The 23,839-nt window shown below is 62.6% G+C and carries 17 protein-coding genes; 9 read left to right on the top strand and 8 right to left on the bottom strand.

All coding sequences use genetic code 11. The features are described from left to right. Nucleotides 1–5: 5 nt before the first annotated feature. The 6 genes from P7F28_RS16135 to P7F28_RS16110 form a co-directional block, all read right to left on the bottom strand. The gene (locus P7F28_RS16135; protein WP_277185518.1) at nt 6–1,340 is read right to left on the bottom strand and encodes an MdtA/MuxA family multidrug efflux RND transporter periplasmic adaptor subunit; all 1,335 of its coding nucleotides are present in this window, start codon (nt 1,338–1,340) and stop codon (nt 6–8) included. Nucleotides 1,341–1,567: 227 nt separating this feature from the next. Next, complete coding sequence (locus tag P7F28_RS16130; RefSeq protein ID WP_277185517.1) at nt 1,568–2,392, bottom strand: IclR family transcriptional regulator; 825 nt, start codon at nt 2,390–2,392, stop codon at nt 1,568–1,570. A gap of 624 nt (nt 2,393–3,016) precedes the next feature. Continuing rightward, a complete protein-coding gene (locus P7F28_RS16125; protein WP_277185516.1) occupies nt 3,017–4,420 on the bottom strand; it encodes an MFS transporter in 1,404 nt (467 codons plus the stop codon). A 168-nt stretch (nt 4,421–4,588) separates the two neighbouring features. Next, nucleotides 4,589–5,083 carry a DUF6622 family protein gene (locus P7F28_RS16120; RefSeq protein ID WP_277185515.1) on the bottom strand — a complete coding sequence of 165 codons (495 nt, stop codon included), beginning with the start codon at nt 5,081–5,083 and terminating at the stop codon, nt 4,589–4,591. Between the two features lie 179 nt (nt 5,084–5,262). After that, nucleotides 5,263–5,571, bottom strand: coding sequence for a hypothetical protein (locus P7F28_RS16115; RefSeq protein ID WP_277185514.1), 309 nt, complete (start codon nt 5,569–5,571; stop codon nt 5,263–5,265). Nucleotides 5,572–5,732: 161 nt separating this feature from the next. Continuing rightward, a complete protein-coding gene (locus P7F28_RS16110; protein WP_277185513.1) occupies nt 5,733–6,314 on the bottom strand; it encodes a DJ-1/PfpI family protein in 582 nt (193 codons plus the stop codon). Nucleotides 6,315–6,542: 228 nt separating this feature from the next. Here P7F28_RS16110 and P7F28_RS16105 point away from each other — a divergent pair, with 228 nt between their 5' ends. Both P7F28_RS16105 and P7F28_RS16100 read left to right on the top strand, forming a co-directional pair. Next, entirely contained in the window at nt 6,543–7,001 is a 459-nt protein-coding gene (locus P7F28_RS16105; protein WP_277185512.1) for a hypothetical protein, read from the top strand. A gap of 113 nt (nt 7,002–7,114) precedes the next feature. Continuing rightward, nucleotides 7,115–9,652 carry a mechanosensitive ion channel family protein gene (locus P7F28_RS16100; protein WP_277185511.1) on the top strand — a complete coding sequence of 846 codons (2,538 nt, stop codon included), beginning with the start codon at nt 7,115–7,117 and terminating at the stop codon, nt 9,650–9,652. Nucleotides 9,653–9,675: 23 nt separating this feature from the next. Here the strand turns inward: P7F28_RS16100 and P7F28_RS16095 are convergent, their stop codons facing one another. Continuing rightward, the gene (locus tag P7F28_RS16095) at nt 9,676–10,305 is read right to left on the bottom strand and encodes a cysteine dioxygenase family protein (protein ID WP_277185510.1); all 630 of its coding nucleotides are present in this window, start codon (nt 10,303–10,305) and stop codon (nt 9,676–9,678) included. Nucleotides 10,306–10,391: 86 nt separating this feature from the next. Here P7F28_RS16095 and P7F28_RS16090 point away from each other — a divergent pair, with 86 nt between their 5' ends. The 4 genes from P7F28_RS16090 (at nt 10,392) to P7F28_RS16075 (ending at nt 11,988) form a co-directional block, all read left to right on the top strand. After that, a complete protein-coding gene (locus P7F28_RS16090; protein ID WP_277185509.1) occupies nt 10,392–10,865 on the top strand; it encodes an Lrp/AsnC family transcriptional regulator in 474 nt (157 codons plus the stop codon). Nucleotides 10,866–11,151: 286 nt separating this feature from the next. Continuing rightward, nucleotides 11,152–11,394 (top strand): type II toxin-antitoxin system Phd/YefM family antitoxin, encoded by a 243-nt coding sequence (locus P7F28_RS16085; protein ID WP_277185508.1) that lies wholly within the window; start codon nt 11,152–11,154, stop codon nt 11,392–11,394. Then, complete coding sequence (locus P7F28_RS16080; protein ID WP_277185507.1) at nt 11,381–11,671, top strand: type II toxin-antitoxin system RelE/ParE family toxin; 291 nt, start codon at nt 11,381–11,383, stop codon at nt 11,669–11,671. Before P7F28_RS16085 ends, P7F28_RS16080 begins: the two co-directional genes overlap by 14 nt. A gap of 92 nt (nt 11,672–11,763) precedes the next feature. Continuing rightward, entirely contained in the window at nt 11,764–11,988 is a 225-nt protein-coding gene (locus P7F28_RS16075) for a hypothetical protein (protein WP_277185506.1), read from the top strand. 5 nt (nt 11,989–11,993) lie between these two features. Here P7F28_RS16075 and P7F28_RS16070 read toward each other — a convergent pair whose 3' ends face one another. Next, a complete protein-coding gene (locus P7F28_RS16070) occupies nt 11,994–14,516 on the bottom strand; it encodes an FUSC family membrane protein (protein ID WP_277185505.1) in 2,523 nt (840 codons plus the stop codon). A 185-nt stretch (nt 14,517–14,701) separates the two neighbouring features. Here P7F28_RS16070 and recC point away from each other — a divergent pair, with 185 nt between their 5' ends. The 3 genes from recC to P7F28_RS16055 are packed head-to-tail and all read left to right on the top strand — an operon-like array spanning nt 14,702 to nt 23,801. Further along, nucleotides 14,702–18,148, top strand: coding sequence for an exodeoxyribonuclease V subunit gamma (gene recC / locus P7F28_RS16065; protein WP_277185504.1), 3,447 nt, complete (start codon nt 14,702–14,704; stop codon nt 18,146–18,148). Continuing rightward, nucleotides 18,145–21,822, top strand: coding sequence for an exodeoxyribonuclease V subunit beta (gene recB, locus P7F28_RS16060; protein WP_277185503.1), 3,678 nt, complete (start codon nt 18,145–18,147; stop codon nt 21,820–21,822). The genes recC and recB overlap by 4 nt, the downstream gene beginning before the upstream one ends. Next, nucleotides 21,819–23,801: an AAA family ATPase gene (locus tag P7F28_RS16055; protein WP_277185502.1), complete on the top strand. Its 1,983-nt coding sequence runs from the start codon at nt 21,819–21,821 to the stop codon at nt 23,799–23,801. Before recB ends, P7F28_RS16055 begins: the two co-directional genes overlap by 4 nt. Nucleotides 23,802–23,839: the final 38 nt, after the last annotated feature.

Below are 23,839 nucleotides of genomic sequence, written 5' to 3'. Positions count from 1 at the left end.
TGCGCTTACTGCGGTTGCTGACGGCGATGGTGATGCGCGCCCGACGCCGCCGAAGCCGCTGAAGCCGGCACCGCAGCAGACGCGCCCGAAGCGGCCTTCGGCTTGTCCGCCGGAATCGTGATCTTCGCGCCTTCCTTCAACCGATCCGATCCGTCGATCACCACGCGCTCGCCGACCTGAAGACCGGACTTGATGCTGGTGCGTTCGCCATCGACCGGGCCGGTTTTGACGTTGCGCACGGTCACCGTGTTGTCGTCCTTCGCCACATATACGAACGCGCCCGACGAGCCGTTCAGCACCGCCGAAGTCGGCACGATGGTCGCGTTCTTGACTACATCGACCAGCAGCTTGGTATTGACGAACTGATTCGGGAAAAGGCCGAGACCCTTGTTGTCGAAGGTGGCGCGCAGCTTGACGGTGCCGGTGGTGGTATCGATCTGATTGTCCACCGTTTCCAGATAGCCGGATTCGAGCGCCGTGGTATTCGCGCGGTCGTACGCGGTCACCGACATCTTCGTGCCCGCATGCAGCGGCTTGAGAATGGCGCTGAGATTGTCTTCCGATGTGGTGAAGATCACGCTGATCGGCTGCAACTGCGTGATGACGACGACACCATTCGTGTCGCCCGTGGTCACGTAGTTGCCCGGATCGACCTGACGCAGGCCCACGCGCCCCGACACCGGCGCGGTGATGCGCGCGTAGGTGAGATCGAGCTTGTAGGTATCGACATTGGCCTGATCGGACTTGACCGCGCCTTCGTACTGTTTGACGAGCGAGGCTTGCGTATCGACTTGTTGCTTGGCGATGGAATCCTGCGAGAGCAGCGTCTGGTAGCGCTGAAGATCGAGCCGCGCGGTTTGCAGCAGCGCCTGATCTTTCGCGAGCGTGCCTTCGGCGTTGCGCAGCGAGATTTCATACGGACGCGGGTCGATCTGCGCGAGCACATCGCCCTTTTTGACCATCTGGCCTTCCTGAAACGCGACCGCCGTGAGAATGCCGTTCAGTTGCGTTTTGACCGTGACGTTGGCAAGCGGTGTCACCGTGCCCAGCGAATTGATGACGACGGGCATCTCACCTTGCGTGACGGTTGCCACATGCACCGGCTGCGGCATGTTCATCGCGCCGCCGCGACGGCCGCCGCTTTGACGCGCTTCCGGCTGCGCGCCGGGCGTGGTCGGCGTGCCACGATTCCACGGATGCCACCACGCAATCGCGCCACCGATGATCAGAAGCGCGACGACCAGCGGCACGATACGGCGGCGGCGAGGCGGGGTGGGCGTGACGGGAGGCTGCACAGGCGTCGGGCGCTGCGGCTGCTGAGGATTCTTTTGGTCGTCCATCGGTTCGCTGGCTGGTCTTTCGAATCTGTTACATGGCGCGGATGGGCGCGGGCGGATACGCGAAGATGGTTAGGAAACCGAGCCAGGGGGCAACGGTTCCGTGCGTTTTCCGATACGGCCGCTGCTGCACGGTCCGGAACCCGGTCGCGCGAAGCATGATGCTACGTCCCGCATCCGGGGTCGTCCACCGGTCATTCTTTCGGCTGATTACGACTGTTACATGCACCTTATCCGGAGAAAGGTGCGACGGGCTTGCCGCCGATCTCACGCACGATATCGGCGACGCATTCGAGCAAGGCGGGCGCGACGGTTTCGATCAGCACGTCGCGCGGGCACTGATGCGCCGCGCCGCCGCAGTTGACCGAATAGCGCTCCTCCGACGGCCCGACAAAGCCTGCCGCGATCGCGTTGAGTCCGTGATGCCATTCGCCGATGGAAATCGCAAAGCCCAGACGGCGGGTTTCTTCAAGCCCTCGCTGCAAGCCGTTGGCGATCGCCGGCCAGTCGTCGCCGGACGCAATCTGCAGGCTGGTGATCAAATCGCGCCGTTCGGCATCCGGCAACACCGACAGATACGCGCGCCCGACCGACGTGCGAGCCATGTCCATCCGCCCGCCGATTTCGAGCCGCGACACCAGCACGGCGGAGCGCGGACGGATCGAATCGATCACGACCATATCGAGCCGGTCGCGCACGCCAAGATGAACCGACATGCCGGTTTTCTCGGCCAACGCGATCAAAAATGGCCGCGCGCGTGCACGAATATCGAAATTGCGTAAAAATCCGTTGCTCAGTTCGAGAACGGATGCGGTCAAAACAAAACGTTCGCTATCAGGCAGACGCAGTAGCAAGCCCGTGTTGACAAGTGTCGCAGTAATCCGTGACACGGTTGGCTTTGGAATACCCGTCCATTCGGTCAGCTCGCGATTACTGACCGGCGCGTCAGCAGTCGCGATGCGCCGCAGAACGTCGAGACCCCGCGCCAGCGCGGTGACTTCCTCGCCGTCTTTCTCTCGAACGCGGCCCGGCGTCAGCTCTTTGGGTGTTTGCATTTAGGTTTTGTGAAACATCGTTTTGAAAAAAGCTTCGATGTGATTCTACTCGGACTAGCGATAAAACTTGCAAGCCATGCAAGGCTCGGGCTTTAGTCGCTTTCACGGTGAGCTTTTTTTACCATCAGCGTATGACGAAAGTTTTTGGGCACTTGCCCAATCTCGGAGATTTTGCTTGACTTGGGCAGCGATCCCGGAAAAAATGGAATCCAATTTCGAAAGAATTGTGCGACGTGCGTGACACTTTCCGCCTCTTCAATCGATCACCGGCTCTCAGGTTCTAGCACGGCCCTCGGAATGGCTAGAACTTTTAAGGCGCTACGGAAACGTAGCGCCTTTTTTTTCGCCCACGGTTTTTTGATTGGCGACGCATTTTCCTATTCTTTCCAACTGCAAAAGCGCGCTGTGCAATTTTTGTCGATGCCTTTAATGCGGCCGGAAGACGTCGTTAATTATGAAAACCGCTCCAAACACCAAAAACTGAGGAACTACTCTAGACACGGTTTGATTTCAAAAAGTAATTTTCGAAGCTATCGATGTTTGCAACCGATGCACTATCTGGATACGCATTTCGATCAAATGCGGCTGCATAAAGCGGTGGACACGAATTAGACAGCCAATCAATTATGTTTCAGCGTGCCTATTTGCCAGCTTCAAACCGAGCGCGCGGCGAGCGCACAGCGCGAGCAGTGCGCATGAGAGCGCGTTGAAAAGAAAGAAGCCGCGTGGCCCGATCAGCGTCATCAGAGCGGACGAGAGCGCAGGCCCGACCATGCCGCCCAGCGAGAACAGCACCAGAAGCGTCGCGGAAATGGCTACGCGCAGATGCGCCTCGGTACGGTCATGCACGTGCGACACGATTAGTCCGTACGTCGTGAACGTGACGGCCACGTAGGTCAGCGTCGCGCACCAGGTGACGATGCGGAAATCCAGCGCGAACAGAACGACGCTTAGCGCCGCGGAAATCGTCGCCGTGTAGTACACCAGACGACGCCGGTCCACGCGATCCGAGAGGCGGCCCATCGGCCATTGCGGCAGCAGCGCGCCGATCAACGCGATACCCATAAAGGTTGCGAGTTCGCTGGTCGAGAATCCCGTGCGCTGGAGATAGACGGGCATCATCGCGTAGAAGCTGCTGTAGATGAAGCCCGCGAGAATGCAGCCCGGCACCGCCAATGGCGCAGCGGCCATCATTTCGCGCAGGCTTTCGCGCCAGGTGCCGGCGGGCACGCGGTCGAGGTTGGCATCGGCGACCTTGACGGGCCAGCCTTCGAGCAAGGTGACGGGCAGCACCGCAGCGGCGAACAGCGCAGCGGCGACCGAGAATTGCTGGCCGCCGCTTCCTGCGCCCACGTTCAGCAGAAACTGGCCCGAACCCACGGCGAGATAGTTGATCGCGGCATACGAGCCGAATACCTGCCCGCGCTTTTCGTTTTCCACGGTCCCGTTGAGCCAGCTTTCGATCGACGTGTACAAGCCCATAAAAGCGAAGCCGGTCATCAACCGCACCGCGCACAGCTCCCATGGCTCCTGCGCTGCGCCGAACGCGAGCGCGAGGATCGCGGCGGCGGCGGAAAACGCCACGAAGGTCCGATGCTGCCCGATCCTGTCGATCAGCCGCCGGTTCGCCACCGCGCCGAGCACGTAACCCAGGTAGTAGAACGATTGAATCAGGCCGACGAGCAAGGTCGAGTGGCCCGACTCGATCACGCGCAGCGGAATGAGTGTCTGAAACAGCCCGTTGCCGGTGATCAGCAGCGCGTACCCGCACAGCAAACCGGCGAGCGCGCGGTAACTGCTGGCGTGGGGTGCGTGAATGGCGTGGCCGAGCGGCGCGGCGGCAGGCGGCGGCGTGGTCGTGGATGCAGCGGGAGGAGGCGTCTGCCGTCCGAATAGTTTGGCTTCGGAAAGCGGGCCGGTGCGCACGGCGGAGGCCGGCTCGGTCGCTGAGTCGTCGGGTGTCGCGGTGGATGCTTCGGTTTGTCCATCCAGCAGTTCGTCCGGCAATTCGTCCGCGTTCTTCGACATGACACCTTCTAAATGGGCTGACACAGTTCGGCGGCACGCATCACACGATGATGTGCACCGCGGCGCGTGTCATATAGCGCCCGAGGATGATACCGTCAAAGCCGCAGCGGAATCGATCAGCCGGTCGGCATAGGCCAAATGACCGGCGTTTGATCGATGCTCGCATGCTCAGGCGGTCAGCGCGCGCTGCGCGTTCATCACTTTCCAGTAAGTGAGGAAGCGTCCGGCGAAGATGCCCGCGACCAGTCCCGACACCGCGGCGCCAATCTGGAGATACATCGCGAGTGAGGCGGCGTCGGTGGCCGTCGCCGTTTCGAAGCCGAGCCAGAATTTCGCGGCGAAGGTCGCGACGATCAACACCATCGGCACGATGGAACCGGCGAGCGTGACGGTGCGCGCGTTGGGATCGACGACAAAGTGCGTGCGCGCCGCGATCACCATACCAAGCACGATACCGATTGCCGCCGTGACGATCCATACGAGTCCGTCGCTCAATCCGGCGAGATGCGACAGGCCCATGCCTGCGAAAATCAACGGAATGATGGCGAGCTTCGAAAGCGGTGTCGTGCCGGGTTTCATGGCTTTGAAGCCGCGCATCAGCAGAAAAACGAGCAGTACCCAAACCCAGGTCGGCGTGCCGTGAATGATTGCTGCTGGTGACATGTTGCGCTCCTCATCGACAGGCCGCTGTTGTGGTCGTGCCTGATTCGTTAATCGGTAGAACGCATGATAGGGACGCCGAATTAGCCTGGAATGAGCCACGAAGAGGCGCGTGCAGACGCAAAAAAGGGCGGAAATTCCGCCCTTAATTGGATTGCGCGTGAATCGCACTGCTCGAAATTTCAGCACAGGTCCGTGAAGACGCGACGCTGACGCTGCAGACGCTTACCGCGGATCACCCAATAGATGCTTGCCGTCAGCAGCAACGCGGCGACGGCGAGCACGAAAACCGGGGAAATTCGTTCCGGCGCAGGCTGACTCGTGCCAACCAGCAAGGCCGCCAAAAATGCGATGCCAGCCTGATAGTACGAGCGCTTGGCCAAATTGCGGCGCATGCGATGCGTAGTGAAACGGGAGACGGGAGCGCGGGTGAACGGTTCGAACATAATCATCCCTGCGACGAGGGCGATAGACAGATTCATGTAAAGCATGGCGGAGGGCTTCGAAGGATAGTGCGGGACTGCCGGCGAATATATTTCAGGACGGCAGTCTCGCAGAACCAGAAGTCTCCTAAATGTAGAAGATTTAATCTATTTGAAAGCGCAGGGTTGGCGAATCGGGCTTTTGGCGCGCCTGACCTGCCAAAAACTTCTCAAAGCTCGATACGCGTGCCCAGCAACGCAAGAAATTGTCGAATCCACGCGGGATGCGCGGGCCATGCCGGCGCGGTGACGAAATTGCCGTCGGTGATGGCGTCGTCCACGGCAATCTCGGCGAACTGCGCGCCGGCCAGCCGCACTTCCGCCGCGCAGGCGGGATAGGCCGAAATACGCTTGCCTTCGATCACACCCGCCGCCGCCAGCAGTTGCGCTGCATGACAGATCGCCGCGACCGGCTTGCCCGCTTTCGCGAAGTGCCGCACGACTTCGAGCACGCGCTCGTTCATGCGCAGATATTCCGGGGCGCGCCCGCCCGCAATCGCGATGGCGTCGTAGCGCTCGGGATCGATATCGTCGAAGGCGGCGTTCAGGCGGAACAGGTGGCCCGGCTTTTCGGTGTAGGTCTGATCGCCTTCGAAGTCGTGGATCGCCGTCTTGATGGTGTCGCCGCTCTTTTTGCCGGGGCACACTGCATCGACCGAATGGCCTACGGCCAGCAGCGCCTGGAACGGCACCATCGTTTCATAGTCCTCGGCAAAGTCGCCGGTGAGGAAGAGAATCTTCTTTGCAGCCATCGCGTGTCTCCGGGAGTGAAAGGGTGCATTCGACCGTCATGTTGCGATCGATACTGTACGCCGCATCTTGGGCGTTTCCGGGTCAGCGTGTGTCGGCAGCGTATGATGGCGGCAATTTCGAGATAACTCGTCGACGCAACTCGTCGAGATAACTCGAAAAGTAGGAGTGCGCGTCAATGCGCACGTTCGAAGTACCCGATTCACAAGTCCTAAGGCAATACCATGCGAATGACTGCACCTACACGCATCGTTTTCGCGCTGACGGCGCTCGCCGTGCTCGCGGCATGCGAAAAGCACGACGCCACGGCAGGACAGGCCGCGAGCGCGTTCAACAATCTGGCGAGCCAGACCGGCCAGAAGTTCGATCAGGCGGCGAGCTACGTCGGCCAGAAGGTCGATGCCGCGAAACAATCCGCGCAGCAGAATCTCGACAACGCCGGCAACGTGCCCGATGTGTCCGCGAGCAGCGTGACCGAATCGGCGAAGGCGAATTTCGCCAATGCGGCGAGTTCGACCAATGCCGCGATCAACAATGCCGCCAGCGCGACCGGCGCGGGTTTGCAATCGGCTGGCCGCAAGTTGCAGGAATGGTCGGCGACGGGCACGGGCGCATCGAGCACGCAGGCGTCCAGCGCCAGTTCGGCGGCGGACAGCAGCAGCGGTACGCGTACTGAAGTGGACAAATAGGACAAGTAGCACGCATCTTCGCTGAACGCGCCGCTAACATTCGGTTACATCGGATCGGGCGGCGCAGCGCATGCAGCCGCTAAACTGGCGGTCTCTCAAAAATCGAACCCGTCATGAAGTCACGCAAGCTCGCACACAGCGGCGCGCTCGCGATCGTTGCGATCCTTTTATCGTTCCTGTTCGCGATGCCCGCGCAAGCCGCGCCCGCACTCACGCTGCCGTCGTTCCAGGAACTGATCACACCCGCCGCGCCTGCATCCGCAGCGGATGCGGCGTCGAGTGCGTCGGGTGCAGCAGGTGCATCGGCGCCTGCCGTATCGGATGCCGATATGGTTCACTCGCTCGACACGCTCATCACCACGCTCGACAGCGATCGCCAGCGCGGCGCGCTCGTCGCGCAGCTCAAGAAATTGCGCGATGCCAAGCGGGAAGCGAACGCGGTTGCTGCACCGGCGGTCAGTGCATCCGAAGCAGGCGGAGCGTCCGATGCCGCCGCCAGCGCGCCCGCCACCTCGGCCGCGTCGTCGGTCGTGGCAAGCATCGCGCAGAAGGGCGGTTTGCTCGGCGCGATCGCCTCGGGGCTGACGAGCATCGAAGCGGACGTGCGTCGCGGCAAGACGCCGATCGCGTACTGGAGCGGCCGCTTCAACGCGGCGGGCAACGAACTGTTCACGCTCGTCACGAGCCAGAGCCGCGAGCCATTCGGCCGAACGCTGTTCAACTATTTCGCGACGCTCGCAGGCTGGGGCGCGTGCGCGTTCGTGCTGGTGTGGCTGCAACGCCGCGTGCAGGCGCGTATTGGCATCGACGTGGGCTTGCATTCGAATCCGACCACGCGCGAACTCCTGCTTTTCACGATGCGTCGCGTCGCGCCGTATCTGTTCGCCTTTCTCGCCGCGCTGACCTTCACGCACTACATGCCGCTGTCGCTCGGCCGCACGCTCGCGATGGTCACCGCCTACGCCATGGTCGCGGGCGCGGTGTTTTCGTCGATCTGTCTCATCATGTTCTCGCTGTTCGGCTCGGCGCACCGTCGCGTGGCGGTGAACCTGTTGATCATCCGCGCGCGGCGGCTGTTGTTCGTGATCGGCACGCTGGGCGCATTGGGCGATGCCGCTTCCAACTACGATGTCGCGCAGCAGCTCGGCACCAATCTCTCCGCGCTGATTTCGACCTTCGCGAATATGGGCGCGGCGGGTCTGACCGCGTACTTCGCACTGGCGTTCCAGCGGCCGGTCGCGCATCTGATCCGCAGCCGTTCGTACGAGCAGCGCAACACGCGCAAGGCCGCGACGGAAACCTTCGAAGTGGTGGCATCGCTATGGCAATTGCCGTTGCTGCTGCTGGCATCGGCTTCGGTGATTGCGACGCTCGCGGGCATCGGCACATCGGAAAATGTCTTGCAGATGGCGATTGCCACTGCCGGTTTGTTAGTCGTCGCGTTCTTCTTGTCCGCGATTGTCGTGCGCATCACGCGGCCCAAATCGCGCCGTCCGCGCCGGCAATCGGCATATGTGCGCAGGCTCGTGAAGTTCGTCGGCACGATGATCGTGACCAGCGTCTGGCTCGTGTTCCTCGAAGTCTCATCGCGTTTCTGGGGCTTTTCGCTGGCGCGGATGGCCGAAGACAGCGTGGCCGCGCGCGGCGTCGCGCATGCCTTGTCGATGATCGTGCTGACCTTCTTCGTGGTCTGGCTGATCTGGATTCTGATCGATACCGGCATTCAGGAAGCGCTGCGCCCCGATTCCACGCGGCGCGGCGGACGCGGCCCGAGCATGCGCGCCCGCACGATGCTGCCGCTGGTTCGCAATGTCGTATTCGTGTCGCTGCTGGGCATCGCGGCGATCGTGACCGCGGCGAATCTCGGACTCAACGTGACGCCGCTGCTGGCGGGCGCGGGCGTGATCGGTCTGGCGGTCGGCTTCGGCGCGCAATCGCTGGTGGCGGATCTGATCACGGGACTGTTCATCATCATCGAAGACACGATTTCCGTCGGTGATTCGATCGAGGTGGAAGGCGGGCACGCGGGTATCGTCGAAAGTCTGACGATCCGCACCGTGCGCCTGCGCGATGGCCAGGGCGCGATCCACGCCATTCCGTTCTCGCAGATCAAGACGGTGAAAAACCTGTCACGCGATTTCGCCTATGCCGTGTTCGAAGTGCGCGTGCCCTTTACTGCCGATGTCGATGACGTCACGCAAATGATCCGCGAAGTCGGCGCCGATCTGATGGCCGATTTCCGTTATCGCCGCGAGATGCTCGGGCCGGTTGAAGTGTGGGGACTGGATCGTTTCGATCCGAACTGGATGGTCGTGAAAGGCCAGATCAAGACGCGGCCCTTGCAGCAGTGGAGCGTGGCGCGCGCGTTCAATCTGCGCATCAAGCGGAAGATGGACGAGGCGGGCATGGAGATTCCCGTGCCGCAAATGCACGTGCAGATGACGCGTGAGATTGTGGGCGAGAGTCCGGAGCGCGCGCATCGGATCTGGACCGATGAATCGGCGTTGCCGGTTGAGGAAGAGGAGTTGGAAGTGTCTGCGACGCGGGCGCGGGATGTATCGCACGAACCGCGCGCCGCGCCGCCGCCGACCGAGCAATCCGTGCAGATTCCGCCGCAGATTCCCACGGCGGCGGAACCGGGCAAAGGTTGATTCTTAAGCGGCGTTAAGCGGTGTTAAGCGGCGATCAGATCGTTGACGTGCGTGGCGATATGTTCGCCCGCCACGCCGTAGACGTGCAGCGAGATGGCGCGCGTCCCAGTGTTTGCCGGATTGCCGAGTTGATGCATCGTGCCGCGTCCGGCATCGACAAACGAGACCGCGCCCGCTACACGCGGCTGACGACGCGTTTCGACCGCATCTTGCGTTTGCGCGTCCCAGCGAAACAGCGTTTCACTCAACACGCCTTCGATCACCGCATATCCACACCAGGTCCGATGCCCGTGCACCGGACTCGCTTGCCCCGGCTCCCAGACGAGCGAGGCGACGGCGTATCGGCCGAGCGGATCGGCGGCGATCAGATGGCGGTGATAACCGTGCGCATCGCCGATGCGCTGGTCCGGGCGCAGCAGCGCCGAATCCGCGATCGCGCGTTGCAGCGCGTAGCGCACCCGCAGTCCGAACGATGCGCCCGTTTCCGCCGCGGCGAAGGCGGCATCGAGTTCGCGGCAAAGCTGGCCGACGGCGGAATCGTCGTGCGCCGGCAGGACGAATGCGGGCGGGGCGGATGCGTGCTTCAGACGGCTGACATGTTCTGACTTCATGGTGATGAAACCGGTGTTGTGTGGTTTATTGGGATGTGCCATTTATACCGGTTTGCATCGGGAAATAGATTCCATATAATTCCGCTCAGACAAGCAAAAATAGAATAATTTCCTACCAGGGGTGCAGTATGGGAATGGACCTCATCGACCGAAAACTGCTCGAACTCCTTCAGGCAGACGTGACGATGCCCATTGCGGAACTCGCGCAGCGGGTTAATCTTTCGCAGACGCCGTGCTGGAAGCGCGTGCAGCGTCTGAAGGAAACCGGCGTGATCCGCGCGCAGGTCGCGCTGTGCGATCCGAAGAAGCTCGGCGTCGGCACCACGGTGTTCGTCGCGGTGCGCACGAATCAGCACACACAGACGTGGGCGGAAGATTTTTGCCGCGCGGTGCGGGATATACCGGAAGTGGTCGAGGTGTATCGGATGAGCGGCGAGACGGATTATTTGCTGCGCGTGGTGGTATCCGATATCGACGATTACGACCGCGTCTACAAGCAACTGATCCGCGGCGTGCCGCTATACGACGTCAGTTCCAGCTTCGCGATGGAGCAGATCAAGTATTCGACCGCGCTGCCCGTCCGGCCGACGCTGGAGCCTTGAGCGCTTTCGTATCGACAGGCAAAAAAAGGCCGCCCGGAGAGGGCGGCTTAACACGTCCGGTCACTAGGTATCCCGACATGGCCCCTTGCAGCCCGCGCCGGAATCAGACGCGCATGGAATCGGGTTGAGTATGGGAAGCGGAACGGCGGGATTCAAGCGGGTTGGTGTAGCAGAGAATTTCGCGGGTTTAGTGATCGTTGACTGGTGCTAATATTGGACCTAATATTTGGTCATTGAATTGGTCTATTGCGCTGCTCACGTTGCGCTCACCAAACAGGAGATGAAGATGGAAAACATCCATGCCCGCGTCTCGATCGGAATCAGTGAATTGAAAGTGAACCCGAGTTTCGCGATCGAGCAAGCTGACGGCCCCGTGGCCGTACTTAATCGCAATAAGCCGGTCGCTTATCTGATTCCCGCTGCGGAGTGGGAAGCGATTTGCGAACGACTGGAAGACATCGAACTCGCGGAGATCGTCCGCGCCCGGCGCCATGAAAAGGCCGTGAGTGTGAATCTTGACGACCTATAAGCTTGAATTCCTGCCGTCTGCGCTGAAGGAGTGGCGCGCACTCGATAACGCTGTCCGCGAACAATTCAAACGGAAGCTTCTTGAACGACTCGAGAACCCTCGAGTCGATAGTGCACGCCTGAGCACAATGGGCGATTGCTATAAGATCAAACTCGCAGCGCTGGGTTATCGGATGGTGTATCGCGTCGAAGAATCGCGAGTGACTGTTGAGGTGATTTCGGTCGGGAAGCGGGAACGCGGCACGGTTTATTCGGTTGCGCGCGATCGCCTTAAATAGCCCCTTAGCCGTTGGGCGGCGCAACCCAACTGAAAACCACTCCGTATACCATGTCGGGTCCACCGAAAACATCCAACACTGCAACGCCCGCCATGAACGATGATCGCCTTAACGACCGCCGCCCGGACGGATCGCCTAAAAAGAAGAACCCGACTTTCGCCATCGGCGCGTTTATCGTAGTGGTGGTGTTGCTGGTGATCGGCACGATTCTGTTCAACGCGATCCGCGAAAAGCGCCAGTTCGATCAACAGAACGCACAGCCCGACGTCGCGAGCGGCGCACGCACGGCAGTGCCCGCGATCGGCGCATCGCAATAACGGAATCAGCCCGGCAGACGAATCAGCGTCGCGTCCTTGCCGATCAGCGATGACGCCGTCAGCATCTGCTTGCACTGATGCGCGAGCAGCTTCAGATCGTGCAGCGCATCGGCGGGCAATGTCTGGGCGCGCTCGGCCGATGTCACCATCGCGTCGAGATCGCGTCTCAGGTCTTTGATCGCATCGGCGCGCGCGGGCTGCGCGTCCGACGCATCCTTCACCGCCGGTTCGGGCAGCACCTCCTGCGCATCCGACAGATTGTCCCGGACGATTCCCAAAGTCCGCTGCACCGGCTCGAACACTTGCCCATCGCCTTCATTGAGCGATTGCAACAGCGGCGCCGCCGCCGTGATCTGCGACGCCAGCACGTGACTCTGCACCAGCAGATCGTTCAGTTCGGCCACATAGCGTTGCTGCGCTTTCGGCTCCAGCATCATCCGCTGAAAAGCCTGCGCGAGATTGGCGAACGCGATATGCACATTCTTGCGCGCCAATCGATACCGGAAATCGCGATCCAGCGCCGTCGCCGCAACCGTCGCCGCAGCGGACGCGCCTTTGCTCGCCGTCGCCGCCGTGCTCTCGCCGATACTCACCGACGCCAGCCGATCCGCCGTCGCGCTCGCCGTCTTCAGCGCCGACGCGCTGACCACGTCCGGATCGAGCGCGGCGGTGCTGACGGTCGGTTCATTGGCGGCTTCGGGCATCTCAACGGAAGCAGAAGTTGAAGCCGAAGCCGCACGCACGTTGCCATCGGCGAAAGCGGCGGCGGGGACGGGTGCGCGCGTTTTCGCGTCCATCGTCTGGGCCGATGGCTTCGCTTTCCACCACCAACTCGCTTCGAGATAGGTGCGCGACGCCGTGAGCAAGTCCTTCACCAGCTTGCCCATCAACCGATATTCCCAGTACGGAAACAAATGGCTCGCCGCAATCGCGATCGCGCAGCCGAGCACGGTATCGATCGCGCGCTCGCCGATAATCCGCATGCTCCCCGGTGCGAGCAAATGAAACATCAGCAGCACATACGACGACGTGAACACCACGCTCGCCGCGTAATTGAACAGCAGCAGCGAGTAACTCATCACCATCGACGCGAACATGACGATAAGCAGAATATGCGGCTCTTTCACCAGCAAGATCAGCGTGATCGTCAACGCGCAGCCAATCGCCGTACCGATAATCCGCTGCGTATTACGCTGTTTGGTCAGCGAATAACCTGGCTTCAGAATAATGACCGTGGTCATCACGATCCAATACGCATTGGTCAGCGGCAACAACCTGCCGACCCAGAAGCCGATCCCGACCGCAATCGTCACGCGCAGGGCATGCCGGAAGCTGGGCGAAGCCATCGTCAGATTGGAAAAGATTTGCATGGGCGGCACGCGCCGGCTCGAGATGAAACGAGACAGCGCGTGATCGATCTGCAATTCCGTTTCGGCGAGACTTGCGTCGTCGCGGGTGCGGCGGCGCATCTTGTCGATCAGCCGCGTTGCGCTCCATAGACGGCGGAACACGGCGGCGGCGGCCGCGTACGCTTCCGGATTCTTCTCCGGCAAACCGTGTTTGCGCATCAATTCGAGTTCGTATTCGATCGCGCGCAGTTCGGCCTTCATGCTGATCTGCTTCGGCGCGGCGATGTTATGCAGCACCGCGAGGCCGATCTCTTCGAGATCCGCGCTCGCCTTGCGCATCAGATCGCGATAGAAGATCAGTACATCGGAACCGGCGAACGCCTTGCGCACCAGCGGATAGTCCGTATGCGCGCCGACGAAGAACTCGTGCAGATCGACCACGTTGATAAACAGATTGAACAGCCGCGCGCGCCGTTCTTCGAGCTTGCCGCTTTTCACCTTCGGCAGATTGCGCAGCACGATATCGCGCGCGGCTTCCTGCTGTTCGACGGCGGCAATCTGCTTTTCGATCAGCTTGCGATAACACTCGTCGAGATCGGCGTCGCCATCGTAGAACTCGGCGCGCGCGTAGAGATATTCGGCGCAACTAAAGATGCTCTGCGCCAGCGCCTGCTGTTCGATCCGATACACCAGCAAGCGCGACACGAGCGTGGCCCAGTACGTGTACCAGAGGCCGCCGAGCAGAATCCACGATGCGTTGATGAGCGCCTGCATCGGCGTGAAATGCTCTTCCAGGGTGACGACCATCATGAAGAGTGTGGCGAAGCTGATCTGCGGCCAGCGATTGCCATACACCACGATCAGCGAGAGCACGAAGGTGAGCGGCACGACCGTCAGCCACAAGGCGATCGGATTGATGGTCGCGATGCCCGTGGCCAGCGCGGAAACGAAGCCGATCAGCGAGCACGCCAGCATTTCGTTGTGCTTGTGCTTGAGCGGTCCGGGCATATCGACCACGCACGCGCCGAGCGCGCCGGTCGCGATGGTGAAGCCCAGCTCTCTGTTATGGAAAACGATCAGCATGAGCACTGCCGGAAGCGAAACGCCCAGCGCGATACGCAAACCGCCGAAGAAATACTGGCTGTAGATGAACTTCCTGATTTCGAACGAATAGCGCATCGTTTCCTGATTCTTATAAGCCTGGAGGACAAGGCGAGAACGAGTCTAACTCAACTCACCCGTGCATCGGACAGTAGGCCATTCGGCCTAGTTCTCGACGATAAGCGCGCTTTGTTATGCTGGCACTTCAATTGACAAAGCTTTGCGAATTGCCGTTCGTCGAGCCACTTAGCAAGCCGCTTTCCATGCTCGAACTTTTCTATTCGAACCGTCACGAAACGCTCGCCGCCGCGCTTTTCGAAGACCTCGACGCCTACGCGCATCAGGCGGGCGATCCGTTCGCGATCGAATCGGTGATCGTGCCGAGCGCCGCGCTGCGCCGCCGTCTGGAACTGGATATGGCCGCGCGCTTCGGCATCTGCGCGAACGTTGAGTTTTGCTATCTCGCGCAATGGCTGTGGACGCAGATCGGCCGCGTGCTGCCGGTGCCCGCGCGTTCGCCGTTCTCGCCGGATCGTTTGGCGTGGCGCTGTTTTCGTTTATTCGATGACCCCGCGCTGCGCGAGTCCGCGCGTCTGTCCGCCTATCTCGACGCTGCCGCCGCCGATGCCGACGACTCCATGCGCTACGAACTCGCGCGCCGCGTCGCGACGGTCTTCGATCACTATCTGACGTATCGGCCGGAATGGCTGACGCAGTGGCAGGCGGGCGGCTCGATTCTCGCGGGCGGTGTATCGGAAATCGATGCACGCGGGCCGCGACTTCAAGCCACCAACGATCTGCAGCGCGAAGACGAACGCTGGCAGGCCGCGTTATGGCGCGTGCTATTGGCCGATCTTGCCGCGCAAAGCGAATCCGCGGATGCCACGCCGCCCGCGTATCGATTTCTTGCCGAAGCGCCACAGTACGATGCCGCGTTCGCCAAGTCGATCGACTGGCCGAAGCGCATCAGCGTGTTCGCGTTGCCGACCATGCCGCCGCTGCATATCGCGTTGTTGCGCACGCTGTCGCGATGGATCGACGTGCGCGTGTACGCGCTCAATCCGTGTCAGGAGTTTTGGTACGACATCGTCAGTGTCGGGCGCGTCGAGCAATTGCAATTGAAGGGCGAGGCGGATTATCAGGAAGTCGGGCATCCGCTGCTCGCGGAATGGGGAAGGCAGACGCAGGCGCAACTGCATATGCTGCACGAACTGACGGAAAGCGCGGCATCGACGGAGCGGCAGCTTTACGAAGAGAACGCCGCGCCGACGTGGCTCGCGCGCGTGCAGAACGGCATTCTTGCGCTCGATGAAGAAAACGTCGTGCCCGAGGTCGATGACATCGTCGAAGCGGGTATCGAAGTGCATGTGTGTCACAGCTTGTCGCGGCAGCTCGAAGTGCTGCACGACCGGCTGCTCGACTGGTTCGATCAGATCGAAGGATTGGAGCCGTCGGACGTGCTGGTGGCGTTTCCGGATCTCGCCGTGGCCGGTCCGCTGATCGATGGCGTGTTCGGCACCGCGCCCGCAGGCGCGAGCAACGAACGGCGGCGCATTCCGTATCGGATAACGGGTTTGCCGCCGTCGCAGGCGAATCCGGTGGCGCGTGCGCTGCTCGACTGGCTTGCGTTGCCCGAGCGCAGCGTCGGCGCGCCGGAGTTGATCGAATGGCTGCGTGTCGATGCCATCGCGGCGCGTTACGGCATCGACGCGGTATCGCTCGAAACGGCGCAGGAATGGCTTGCGGCGGCGGGTGCGCGTCGCGGTTTGCGTCCGGTTTTGCGTCCTGAAGCCGGTTCGGACGACGATGTTCCGCCCGCGCGCCACACCTTCGCCGATGCCCTTACGCGTCTCTATCTCGGCTACGCGTTGCCGGGCGGCGGCGCGCCGGTCGCGGAATGGCTGCCGGTGGAAGGCGCGAACGGATCGGAGGCCGAATTGCTCGGTCGTCTCACGCGCTTCGTCGATGATATCGATGCACTCGCCGCGCAGATCGCGCATCCGCGAACCGCGCGCGCCTGGGGCGACGTGCTGCTCGACGCCCTCACGCGCTTCTTCGATGCAGGCGTCGCGTTCAACGACACCATCGGTGACGTGCGCGATGCGATCGATTCGCTAATCGCCGCGATGACCGAAGGCGCAGGCGACACCGAAGTGTCCGCCGCCGTGGTCCGCACCGCGCTCACCGACACGCTCGACGATCCCGCGCGCGGCGGCGTGCCGTGGGGCGGCGTGACGTTTTCGTCGCTGACGAGCTTGCGGGGGCTGCCGTATCGCGTGGTGTGTCTGCTGGGCATGGACGATGGCATGTTGCCCTCGCTGGCGCGTGCCGACGAGTTCGACCTGATGGCGAACTTCGGCAAGTTAGGCGACCGTCAGCGCCGCGACGACGAGCGCAATCTGTTCCTCGACCTGCTGCTCGCGGCGCGCGATCGTTTCCTCGTGTCGTACACCGGGCGCAGTATTCGCGATAACGCCGTGCTGCCGCCCGCTGCGCTTATCGATGAAATGCTCGACTATCTGGCGCAGTCGGTCGCGGGCAAACATGCCGCGCCAAAGGAACTGGACGAGGCGCGCGCGCGCTTCGTATTCGAGCATCCGTTGCAGCCGTACGCGCCTGAATACTTCGCGCCGAATGGCCACCTGTTCACCTACGAACCCGAGCGCGCCGAACTCGCACGCGAACTGGCGCAAGGCCGCAAGCGCTACGACACGCCGTTCTTCCGCACGCCGCTTCCCGCCGAAGAAGACGCGGAAAGCGTCGCGTTCGATGACTTCGCGCGCTTCTGGCGGCATCCCGCACGCGCGTTGCTGCGCGACCGTTTGGGTATCGCCCTGGTCGATGCCGAAGCCGAACTCGACGATACCGAGCCGTTCGAACTGAGCTTCTCGGGCCGCGATGCGCTCGCCAGCCGCGTGCTGCCTTCGCTGCTCGATGCCACCGACGACAACGCCCGCCGCGCCCGCGCGCGTGCCCGCGATGTCGCGCGCGCCAGTCCCGAAATGCCGGGCGGCGCGACGGGCGGCGTGTGGCAGGCGCGCGAACTGCATGCGCTGACGCAACTGTCGGAACGCGTGCGCGCATCGATTGCCGAGGGCGCGATGCGTCTCCCGTTCGCTTTGGAGATCGCGCCGCGCTGGCCGAATACCGGTGGCATCGATCTGTTCGGTCCGTACGACGAAGCATTGGCCGATACGCGTCCGCTCACGCTCGTCGGCACGCTCAACCGGCTGACGCCGCAAGGACAGGTGATTTATCGCTACGATGCGCCGCGCGCGCGTGACTATCTGATCGCGTGGCTCGCGCATCTTGCATACTGCGCGGCGCTTCCGGATGGTCCGCGCCGCACGATCTGGCATGGGCGCGGCGCGCAATCGGGCGATTTCGAGCTGATGCCGGTCGATGATCCTGACGCGCATCTGGCTGCGCTTGCCGCGTTGTATCGCGCGGGACGGCGTATGCCGCTCAAATTTTTCCCGAAGAGCGCGTGGCTCAAGGTCAGCGAAGGCGAAAAGGGCGATAAAGCCGCGCAGGAAGAATGGAGCCCCGAAGCCACGCGCGCTGGTTCGCGCAAACGGCCGGAAAGCGACGATCCGGTGTATCGCATCGCGTTTCGCGGCGTGGAACTCGAACTCGACGATGCCTTCGCGGAAATCGCGCGCATCGTGTTCGAACCGCTTGTGAAGCATCTGCGGAGCGACGCCGCATGAATACCTTGGACAGCAACGACGTGCAGGAACTCGAAGTCTTCACGTGCCCGCTCGATGGCGTCAATCAAATCGAAGCATCGGCGGGAACGGGCAAGACGTGGAATATTTGCGCGCTCTACGTGCGCTTGCTGCTCGAAAAACGGCTGAGCGTCGATCGCATTCTGGTGGTGACGTTCACGAAAGCTGCGACCGCCGAACTGCACGAGCGCATTCGCACGCGGCTGACGGGCGTGGCGCACGCCATCGAAACCGGCGATGCAGGCGGCGATCCGTTCATCGAGCGCCTGTTCGAAACCACGCTCGACGCGATCGAACCGGAAGAAGCGCTGCAACGCATTCGCATTGCGCTGTCCACGTTCGATCAGGCAGCCATCCATACGATCCACGCGTTCTGTCAGCGCGCGCTGCAGGAAGCGCCGTTCGCCGCCGCGATGCCCTTCGACTTCGACATGGAAGCCGACGACAGCGCGTTGCGCTTCGAACTGGCGGCGGACTTCTGGCGCGAGCGCGTAGAAGCGCAGGCGGCGCGCGCGCCGTCGTTTGCGTCGTGGCTGGTGGCGAACAAGGCGGGACCGGCATCGCTGGATGCGCAGTTGGCGCGGCGATTGAAGAAACCCTTGGCCGAACTGCGCTGGCCATTCGCGGCAGCGGCAAGCGATGAAGACGCAGCGCATCGCCAAACCATGTTCGATGACGCCTGCGCGCTGTGGCACGCCGAACGCGATCTCATCTTCAAACTGCTTGCCGATGCCGAACCGATTCTCAACAAGGTCACGCACAAGCCATCGATTCTCGCGGCGGCAATCGCCGCATGGACCGAATATTTCGCCGATGCCGACTGTCACGCGGCGCTCCCGGAAAAAGCGCTCAAGCTGACCGCCGCCGCCATCAAGAAAGGCACGAAAGCGAAGAACACGCCGCCCGTGCACGCTTTCTTCGACCACGCCGAAGCCATCGCCGCTTCCGCGAGCGCCGCCGAAGCCTCGCAACGCGCGCAGTGGCTGAGCATCGTGCGCGACTGGCTCGACTACGCGCCCGCCGAACTCGCGGCGCGCAAACGCACGCGGCGCATCGTTTCGTTCGATGATCTGCTGTCGAATCTGCATCACGCGCTGGCCAAACACGCGTGGCTCGCCGAGGCATTGCGCGCGCGTTATCCGGCGGCGCTGATCGACGAATTCCAGGACACCGATCCGCTGCAATACGCGATCTTCCGCCGCGTATTCGCGCCGCACGGCCCGCTGTTTCTGGTCGGCGATCCTAAACAAGCCATCTACAGCTTCCGCGCCGCCGATCTGCACACATATCTCGAAGCGCGCGCCAGCGCGAGCGCGCGTTATACGCTCGCGGTGAATCAGCGTTCGACGGCGCAGATTATCGATGCATGCAACCGCGTGTTCGGTGCCAATGCGCGCGCGTTCATTCTCGATGGTCTCGACTATCAGCCGGTGCGCGCGGGCACGCGCAAGCGCGGCGCGTTCATCGACAACACGCCCGCTGGCAAGTATTCCGATGACGCCGATTTCTGCGTCTGGATGCTGCCGCAAGGCGAATCGACGCTGCTCAAGGCGCGCGCCAACCGCGATGCCTCGCGCGCGTGCGCTGCCGAAATCGCGCGGCTGTTACGCGGCGCGCAGAACGGCGACGTCACGATCGGCGACGAGCCGTTGACGGCGGGGAATATCGCCGTGCTGGTGCAGACGCATCGGCAGGGCAGCGCGATCAAGCGCGAACTCGCCGAGTGGGGCATCGGCAGCGTGGAACTGGCGCAGGCGTCCGTGTTCGCATCGTTCGATGCCGAGCAAATGGAACGCGTGCTCGCCGCCATCGACACACCCGGCGATTTGCGTCGTCTGCGCGCGGCGCTTGCCACGGATTGGGTCGGACTGGACGCGTCCGCGCTCTGGCGTCTCGAACACGCCGACGCCGCATCGACTTCCGCCGATGCCATCGATTCCACCAGTTGGGTCGAACGCTTCTCGCGCTATCGCACGATCTGGCACGAACGCGGCTTCGCGGTGATGTGGCGCACGCTGGCGCGCGAGGTATCGATTGCCGCGCGGCTGGTCGTGAAGCCCGATGGCGAGCGCCGACTCACCAACGTCAATCATCTCGCTGAGCTATTGCAGGCGCGTTTCGCGGAACAACCGGGCATCGCGCCGACATTGCGATGGCTGGCCGCACAACGCGAGCAGAAGGGCGGCGGCGAAGTTGCGCAATTGCGGCTGGAATCGGACCGCAATCTGGTGCAGATCGTCACCGTGCACAAATCGAAAGGGCTGGAATATGCGGTCGTGTTCTGCCCGTTTCTGGGCGATGGCCTGTTGCGCGAGCCATCCGGTTCCGGTCTGCCCGACGCGAAGGAATATCACGACGATGCGGGCATCGCGGTCCTGCATTACGGGCTCGAAGGTGATGAGGAAACGGCGGCGAAAGCGTCCATTGCGCGTGAGCTTGCGGCCGAACGCGCGCGGCTCGTGTATGTGGCGCTGACGCGGGCGGTGTATCGGTGCTATGTGGTGGTGGGGTGCTATCTGTCGAGCCGGTCGGAGAAGGAATCGCGCGGCAGCGTGCTGAACTGGCTCGTCGCAGGCAACGGCACTTCCTTCGATGCCTACCGCGCCGATCCACCCGAAGCCGCTGAAATCGTCGCCGCGTGGAACGCGCTGCAAGGCTCGATCAGCGTCACCGAATTGCCGGTGATCGATGTGCGCGAGCCGCTGGAATCGCGCGAATCGACGGAACGCGAACTGGTTGCGCGATCCAACCGCCGCGTCCTGCGCGATAGCTGGCGCATGGCGAGCTTCAGTTCGCTGATCGCGGCGGGCGCGCGGGACGAAGCGCAGCAGCCGCATCCGGTAGAAGCGCGTCCCGATCACGATGCGCTCGCGGCAATCGCGCCCGAAGCCACGATGCCCGCCCGCGCGCCGCTCGCGGATGACGATATCCTCGGCTTTCCGCGCGGCGCATCGGCGGGCGATTGTCTGCATCGGATGCTGGAACTGGCTGACTTTACGCAATCCGATTCGTGGATGCCCGCCGCCGAGCGCGCCTTGCACGAACATCCAATGCCCGCGCCCGAACCGCTCGCGCTGCGTCTCAAACCGATGATGCTGCGCCTCGTCGCGGACACGGTCGCCACTGAAATCGCGCCCGGCATGCGGCTGTCGTCGATCGGCATGAAGCGGCGCATGAACGAACTCGCGTTCCTGTTTCCCACGCGCGCGCTGGATTTCGCAGCGCTGCGGCGCGTGCTCGCCGCGCACGGTTTTCCGGACGTCGCGTTGGAGTCGGGCGCATTGTCGGGCTATATCAAAGGGTTCATCGACATGATCGTCGAACACGATGGCCGCTTCTGGATCATCGACTGGAAATCGAATTATCTGGGCGATACCGCCGCCGATTACAGCGCCGCGCCGCTCGCCGACGCCATGGCGCATCACGCGTATCACTTGCAGGCGTTGTTGTACGTGGTGGCGCTGCATCGCTATTTGCGCGCGCGCTTGCCGGATTATGCATACGACACGCATATCGGCGGTTATCTGTATTTGTTCGTGCGCGGCGTGCGTCCCGACTGGCGTGATGGCGATGCAGCCAGCGGCGTGCATCGCGGACGGCCGTCGCTCGAACTGGTCGAAGCGCTCGACGCGCTGATGGCGGGAGGCGCGGCATGAGCACCGTCAATGTGATCGATGAAAGCAGCGCACTGGCCGATGGCTTCGCGCGCCGCATGGCTGATCTTGCGAAGTGTCTCGGGGCGGACGAACGCGGCGTGCTATGGGCCGAACGCGCCGCCCACGCGATGAGCCGCGCGACCGCGCTCGGTCACGTCTGCATGCCGCTGGGCGCGCTGGCGCGTCGCGACGGCGCGAGCTTCAGCGAAGTGCGCGATGCCTTGCTGGCAAGCGGCATCGCGTGCACGGTGCGGACAGATTCGGCGGACCTGCTGCCTCTCGTTATCGATGAAAACGGGCGGCTTTATCTGGCGCGCTACTTCGATTACGAGCGCAGGCTGGCTCAGGCCTTGATGGAACGCGCGCGCGTGGCGCGGCTGGAAGTATCGGAGGAAATGCTTGCGCAGCATTCCGAACGAATCGCGCGCTTCTTCGGCCCGCCCGCCGATAACGATATCGACTGGCAGCGCGTCGCGGCGCTTGCTGCGCTGGCGGGGCGGCTGACCATCGTGAGCGGCGGACCGGGCACAGGCAAAACCACCACCGTGGTCGGCGTGCTCGCGTGTCTGCTCGATAGCGATCCGGGCTTGCGTATTGCGCTGGCGGCGCCGACGGGCAAGGCCGCGCAGCGCATGCAGGAAGCGCTGATCGAACGCGCGGACAAGTTACCGCCCGAGCTTGCGGCGCGATTGCCGCGCACGTCGTTCACCTTGCAGCGCCTGCTGGGCGTGCAGGCGGATGGCGGCTTTCGACATCATCGCGATAATCCATTGCCGTACGACGTGATCGTGGTGGATGAAGCATCGATGATCGACGTCGCGCTCGCGGCGCATTTGCTCGAAGCGGTCGCGCCGACCAGTCGTCTCGTCATGCTCGGTGACAAGGATCAGCTTGCGGCGGTGGAAGCGGGCGCGGTGTTCGCGGAACTGAGCGCGAATCCATCGTTCAGTGCGTCAGCCGTCGCGCGAATGGCGGCGGCGCTGTCCGTCGATGCAAAGCGGTTCAACGTAGCACCGCCCAAGGTGAAGCTTGAACCGCCGCAACTCGATCTCTTCGCCGCGACGCCGGACGAAGACGACGGTTACGCCGTGTTATTCGACACATGGAGCGAACCTGAAACGCAGACCGAAGCCGATCCGCCGTTGACCGATTGCGTCGTCTGGCTCGCGCGGAATTATCGATTCGGGCTGGACTCGGACATCGGCCGATTGTCGATTGCGATTCGCGACGGCAACGCATCCGCCGCGCTGTCCTCGCTCGACGTGACTGACGCGATCCACGAAGCGCGCGACACGCACGACGCCGTGCTTTTCGACGACGCGCATCCCACGCTCAACGATCGCGTGCTGACGCGCCTTGCGCGCGGCTTCGCGCCGTATGCCGAAGCTTTAAGCGTTCTGCTCGACAGCGAACCCGCATCGCAGGCCGCCGAAGCGCAACTCTTCGATGCGCTGAACCGCTTCCGCATTCTCTGCGCGACGAGAAAAGGCCCGCGCGGCGTGGATGAAGTGAACGCGCGCATCGCGGCGAAGGTGCGCGAGCGAGCGGGCATCGCACTGGCGATGGGCGCGCAATGGTTCGCGGGCCGGCCCGTGATCGTGACGCGCAACGACTATGCGCTTGGCCTGTTCAATGGCGATATCGGCATCGCGCTGCCGGGCGCGGACGGCGCATTGCGCGTCGCATTCCGCATGGCCGATGGCACGCTGCGCTATGTATCGCCCGCTGCGCTGCCGCCGCACGATACGGCCTTCGCGTTGACGGTGCACAAGTCGCAAGGCTCGGAATTCGAGCACGCGGCGCTCGTGTTGCCGGGCGCATTCGTGCGCGTGCTGTCGCGTGAACTCGTCTATACGGCGATCACGCGGGCGCGGCGGCGCGTCGAAATATTCGGTTCTGCCGAGATTTTCAAACAAGCCGTCGATGCGCCGACCCGGCGCGATTCCGGACTTGCTGCGAGAATGCAGCGATTAACCTGAAGCCCGATGAAGCCCGGACGCACCGATAAGGAGCACGA

Origin of the sequence: Caballeronia sp. BR00000012568055 (genome assembly GCF_029439455.1) — a bacterium.
GTDB lineage: Bacteria > Pseudomonadota > Gammaproteobacteria > Burkholderiales > Burkholderiaceae > Caballeronia.
Note: the sequence above shows the minus strand (reverse complement) of the source record. Positions and strands in the feature narration are given on the sequence as shown.

Coding starts and splice junctions, on each gene's coding strand:
- P7F28_RS16120 (WP_277185515.1), bottom strand. CDS start 5,083: ATGTCACCAGCAGCAATCATTCACGGCACGCCGACCTGGGTTTGGGTA.
- P7F28_RS16125 (WP_277185516.1), bottom strand. CDS start 4,420: ATGTCGAAGAACGCGGACGAATTGCCGGACGAACTGCTGGATGGACAA.
- P7F28_RS16135 (WP_277185518.1), bottom strand. CDS start 1,340: ATGGACGACCAAAAGAATCCTCAGCAGCCGCAGCGCCCGACGCCTGTG.
- P7F28_RS16100 (WP_277185511.1), top strand. CDS start 7,115: ATGAAGTCACGCAAGCTCGCACACAGCGGCGCGCTCGCGATCGTTGCG.
- P7F28_RS16075 (WP_277185506.1), top strand. CDS start 11,764: ATGAACGATGATCGCCTTAACGACCGCCGCCCGGACGGATCGCCTAAA.
- P7F28_RS16070 (WP_277185505.1), bottom strand. CDS start 14,516: ATGCGCTATTCGTTCGAAATCAGGAAGTTCATCTACAGCCAGTATTTC.
- recB (WP_277185503.1), top strand. CDS start 18,145: ATGAATACCTTGGACAGCAACGACGTGCAGGAACTCGAAGTCTTCACG.
- P7F28_RS16085 (WP_277185508.1), top strand. CDS start 11,152: ATGGAAAACATCCATGCCCGCGTCTCGATCGGAATCAGTGAATTGAAA.
- P7F28_RS16105 (WP_277185512.1), top strand. CDS start 6,543: ATGACTGCACCTACACGCATCGTTTTCGCGCTGACGGCGCTCGCCGTG.
- P7F28_RS16055 (WP_277185502.1), top strand. CDS start 21,819: ATGAGCACCGTCAATGTGATCGATGAAAGCAGCGCACTGGCCGATGGC.
- P7F28_RS16095 (WP_277185510.1), bottom strand. CDS start 10,305: ATGGCACATCCCAATAAACCACACAACACCGGTTTCATCACCATGAAG.
- recC (WP_277185504.1), top strand. CDS start 14,702: ATGCTCGAACTTTTCTATTCGAACCGTCACGAAACGCTCGCCGCCGCG.
- P7F28_RS16090 (WP_277185509.1), top strand. CDS start 10,392: ATGGGAATGGACCTCATCGACCGAAAACTGCTCGAACTCCTTCAGGCA.
- P7F28_RS16110 (WP_277185513.1), bottom strand. CDS start 6,314: ATGGCTGCAAAGAAGATTCTCTTCCTCACCGGCGACTTTGCCGAGGAC.
- P7F28_RS16130 (WP_277185517.1), bottom strand. CDS start 2,392: ATGCAAACACCCAAAGAGCTGACGCCGGGCCGCGTTCGAGAGAAAGAC.
- P7F28_RS16115 (WP_277185514.1), bottom strand. CDS start 5,571: ATGCTTTACATGAATCTGTCTATCGCCCTCGTCGCAGGGATGATTATG.